At 57.2% G+C, this 4,158-nt stretch carries 4 protein-coding genes; all 4 read left to right on the forward strand.

The genetic code is table 11. The features are described 5' to 3' along the window. The first annotated feature begins 91 nt into the window (after nt 1-91). The 4 genes from ACPLUI_RS11860 to nrdG are packed head-to-tail and all read left to right on the forward strand — an operon-like array spanning nt 92 to nt 3,935. A complete protein-coding gene (locus ACPLUI_RS11860) occupies nt 92-856 on the forward strand; it encodes a hypothetical protein (protein ID WP_424660471.1) in 765 nt (254 codons plus the stop codon). A 44-nt stretch (nt 857-900) separates the two neighbouring features. Then, entirely contained in the window at nt 901-2,343 is a 1,443-nt protein-coding gene (locus ACPLUI_RS11865) for an ATP-grasp domain-containing protein (protein ID WP_424660472.1), read from the forward strand. Nucleotides 2,344-2,367: 24 nt separating this feature from the next. Continuing rightward, nucleotides 2,368-3,072, forward strand: coding sequence for a hypothetical protein (locus tag ACPLUI_RS11870; RefSeq protein WP_424660473.1), 705 nt, complete (start codon nt 2,368-2,370; stop codon nt 3,070-3,072). After that, on the forward strand, nt 3,072-3,935 hold the full coding sequence (gene nrdG / locus ACPLUI_RS11875) for an anaerobic ribonucleoside-triphosphate reductase activating protein (protein WP_424660474.1): 864 nt from the start codon (nt 3,072-3,074) through the stop codon (nt 3,933-3,935). The genes ACPLUI_RS11870 and nrdG overlap by 1 nt, the downstream gene beginning before the upstream one ends. Nucleotides 3,936-4,158: the final 223 nt, after the last annotated feature.

Raw genomic sequence — 4,158 nt, forward strand, 5'->3', positions numbered from 1 at the left:
CGCATGTCCGGTGGTGTGAGAGGACGGGGGCTAGCCGCCCCCTCCTACTCGATTAGAATTTAAGGAGTGGTCCAAAAGGAGGGAATGCTACTTGTATTTCCGTTTCCCAGTTATAGCTGACCTCTGTGCGCACGCCTTATCTATTTCTAAGACGGAACTTGCTGCCAGGCTCAAAATTGCGGTTCCAACGCTAAACGCTTACCGGGCGCACACCAGGTTTCCCAGAGAAAGCGAGGCATCGGGTGTCTGCCACGCGGTCGCGCGCGTGCTGTTTGAAGCTGCCGGCAGGGTTTCTGCTGGTTTGTACGTTATGTCCTGTATGGCTTTCGATGAAAAACTGTCGTTTTTATACCGCAGAGGACATTACTCTTTTCCAATGTCTGTTATAGCTGGAGATATAGTTTATCATTATCTGTCGAAAGTCCCGAAAGGTGTTTCGATCAGCGGGAAAGAAGCACTGGATTTTCTCATGTCCCAGGATCCAGCCAGAATTCCCGAATTGCTGCTCTGGCTTCTAGCGGAATACTGCGAAACTATAGACGTATACCGGCTGCAAAGCCTCGATGACGGAAGTAAAACGGTACGCAAGATATTCCCACCACCACCACTGCTGCACTGCCCACTATCGTATTTAGACATTTACGCAGAGTATGCAGGTGCGAGTTACAGGATCGCGATTCCTTTCCCCTTCTGTATTGACGTTTTAATGCTCACAGTCAAAAAGATCAGTTTTGATATCGAAAGCGAACCGCTGCCGGGACACAGGAAGTTAACCCCAATTTTAAAGTTTGAAGACTTAGATGGCAACACGTATACCTGCGAAGGAGTAAAGAGCGTGACTTATCATCATGAGTGAGAAACGTGGGCGGCGTTCGATCAACCAGGAAAGGTGTGATACTTATGCCCGGCCGGGTAGTGCTTCTGGAAAACCCTTTCGACAAAGAAGTGATGTTATTTCCAATGGTGTGGGAAAGCATGGGGGTCCTTTACACCATCCAGCGTTACCTGCAGGAGAGAGGCGTGGACGTCGTAAAGACAAATATCAGGGAAGTGGTTGAGAAGGACCGGCGTTTTAAAGATGCGAGAGCCCTGATGCTGACCACTGCCGTAGACATCCGGCAGTACGAGCGGCTGTTCATCGAGCTGAGGGACCGCGGTGTTGTCCTTCCCGACCACCACCTGGAGAACCCTTCTATCATCCACGACATGTTCTACTATTACCCGGTATGCGAGGAGCTGGGTATCAAGCAGCCCCGGACGTTCTTTTACCGCTTGCTGGAAGACTATTTCGACATGAGGCCGCATGAGGTCGAGGCGCTCGAGGGAGTGCGGGTACCTGCTGTCCGGGAGGGAAGCGCGGCGGCAGCGGTTTTGAAGGAAGCTGTCAGTCGTGACGGTGACGGGCTGGGGAACCTCCGGCGGCGCGCAAGCGAGTCCGGTTTTCCCGAAGAGGGGAAGTATTTCGTCCGCGGCACGGTGACGTCGTTCAAGTACCTCCGGAAGGAGGACACTTTGAAGAAGAGCCCGGCAGTCCAGTGGCTGCTGCGGGCGGCGCTGGCCCTGAAGGCGCTCAACAGGGAGAGCAGGCTGCTTGAAGAAGTGATGGCAGCCCTGGACGGCATGCGCGGCGGCGAAAGCCTGGCGGAGCTGGCTGTCGCCGGTTCCCTCGCTGAAGTTTACGAGAAGATTGCGGCAATCGGCCTCCACCTGATAGCGCAGGGGCTGGTGAACGAGAACGGTTTTGCGGTCCGGGAATACATCAACATCAGGAGGTTTGGCAGCGCAGACACCGTACTGCCGTTAAACGCCGAGTACCGGGCGGTGTGTTTCCGGGGCGACGTGCTGTCGGTAGACCTGTGGACGCCGCCGCACCTGTTCAAGGACGACGTGCCGTTTTCGGAGTACGCGCTCAGCGACAGCGAGGTAAGGTACATCGTCCAGTCGTGCAAGAAGTTCAGCCGGCATACGGGTGCGCAGTTCTTCACAATGGACTTTGCGAAAAGCGAATCGGGAGAGCTGTACCTGATAGAGATCAACCCCGGGTATTTCACGTCCATTACGCACGAGAGGAGCAAGGTCCTTTTCGCGTACTGGGCGGCGAAGTACTTGCTGGGCGAGGTGCCGGACGAGAGAGATTACCGGGAATTTTTGAAGCTGTACGGGAACAGGGAATGGTTTTTCGCACTGAACGAGACGTACCTCAACTATCTGAAGAAGGTCTACCACGGGCATCCAAAACTGGACGAGATCGTGAACAAGAACTTCAAATACATCTACAGAAGGTACGCCGAACTGAGACACACCAGGCCGGTGTACAACATATTACCGGCCGGTATTTTTTAACGAGATGATCTGAGGTGAAAAGCGATGCTGCCGGAAAAATCTCCAAAAGTCCGGTTGGTTTCGGACTTTCACGACTATTACGACCACTGGTTCGACGGGTGCAGCGCGGAGCTCGTCTTTGAGCGGCTGTCCACCGGCGGGATGAGCCGGCCCCAGATGCTGGCCTACCTGCGGTCTCTGGGGCTGCAGGTCCCGTTTTTCGGGCGCGTGCGTGACGTTTACAGGTACACGCTGCGCGGGTACGAGGAAATTCCCCGCTCCGACACCATTTTTGCCATGGTCGTCCATCTCGACGAAAGGGCCCACCGCGGGGAAGGCAAGGTCATGCTTTCCCTGCGCGACGCCCTGGAGAAGTATCCCGATCATTTTGCCGTCCAGTACATCCCGGCCCTGCCGTCCGGTCTCGGACTGACCTGGCGGTACCTGCAGGTCGGGGACAAGGTGTTCTGGCTGGAGTATTTCAGCCGCGACGACTGGCGGTCCAACTGCGGCGACGTCGAGATCCGGGTACTGTCCCGGGAGAGGGACGGATACAACAGCAGGGTAAGGTACCCGCTGTACGCTGTGGACTTCATCCCGGCTGCCGGCAAACTGTACGCCGTCGACTTCAACATTGCTCCGCAAATTAAGGGTACCGGCGTGGAAGAATTTCTGCCGGCCCGGGAGGCGGCGGGAGCGGTCAAAAAAGCAGTAATTCTGTTTACTGACCAAAAGGAGGCGAGCAATTAATGTCTCACGTTACCTGTGTTGATGGCGTGAAAGTTGTTTGCGGTTCCGGCGTTTCTGAAGAAGAAGCCCGGACGCTGGCACTGGAGGAAGTAACCCGCTTCAACCAGGCGGGGAAGCGCCTGGCAAAAGTGGAAATCGACATCGACGGAGAAGATTACGTGGTCAAGTCCTGGGAAGTTTCCCCGATCCGCCGGGTGCGCAGGATCACCGGTTACCTGGCCCCCACAGACAGCTGGAACTCGGCCAAGCTGGCGGAGCTGCGGGACCGGGTGGTGCACCACAACCTGGCTGCTCTGCAGGGGAAAGCCGTTCGGGAGACCGGCGTTAAGCTCCGCCTGAACGGCCTTGTGTACGAGTCGGTGGTGGACGGCCCCGGACTGCGTGACGTGCTCTTCGTGCAGGGCTGCCCGCACCGGTGCGCCGGGTGCCAGAACCCGGGCTCGTGGGATTTCGATGACGGTACTCTGGTTGACGTGGCGGACGTGCTGGCGTCCCTGCCGTCCAGCAGGCTTGTTACCGGGGTCACTTTTTCCGGCGGGGAGCCGTTCTGCCAGGCGGCGGCCCTGGTTGAGGTGGCCCGGCACGTCAAGTCGCTGGGTCTGGACCTCTGGGTCTACACGGGCTATACGTGGGAGGAATTATTAGCCCACCCGGACCCGGCGGTGAAGCGATTGCTTGCCCTTACCGACGTGGTGGTGGACGGGCGGTTCGTGCAGGGAGAAGCGGACCTGTCCCTGCCGTTCAGGGGCAGCCGGAACCAGCGGCTCGTCGGCGTGCGGGAGTCGCTGGGGGCCGGGAGAGTGGTTCTGTGGGCACATGAAGCCTTCGCGGCGGGAATACCGCCGAGGCGGGTTGCGGTCTGACGATGGAAGGTCAAACAACGTCAGAAGGTCAAGCAATGTCAGAAGGTCAAAGAAGGTCAGTAGCCGGGCGGTCACCCGGCTTTTTTTCGTTTTGCAGGGTCCAGGAGTGCAGAAAACAACCGTCTCTGGCGCGCTAGAACGGCCTTCAGAGACGACTTCTGACCGCGGCAAACCTTTTTTACGATCTACTGCCGGGAATGCTCCTGACTTCAGTCAGGAGATG

The sequence above is a fragment of the Desulfofundulus sp. genome (assembly GCF_049701015.1).
GTDB lineage: Bacteria > Bacillota > Desulfotomaculia > Desulfotomaculales > Desulfovirgulaceae > Desulfofundulus.

What these genes read in the sequence shown, in the direction of transcription:
- ACPLUI_RS11865 (WP_424660472.1), top strand. Translation starts at nt 901, where the DNA reads ATGCCCGGCCGGGTAGTGCTTCTGGAAAACCCTTTCGACAAAGAAGTG.
- ACPLUI_RS11870 (WP_424660473.1), top strand. Translation starts at nt 2,368, where the DNA reads ATGCTGCCGGAAAAATCTCCAAAAGTCCGGTTGGTTTCGGACTTTCAC.
- nrdG (WP_424660474.1), top strand. Translation starts at nt 3,072, where the DNA reads ATGTCTCACGTTACCTGTGTTGATGGCGTGAAAGTTGTTTGCGGTTCC.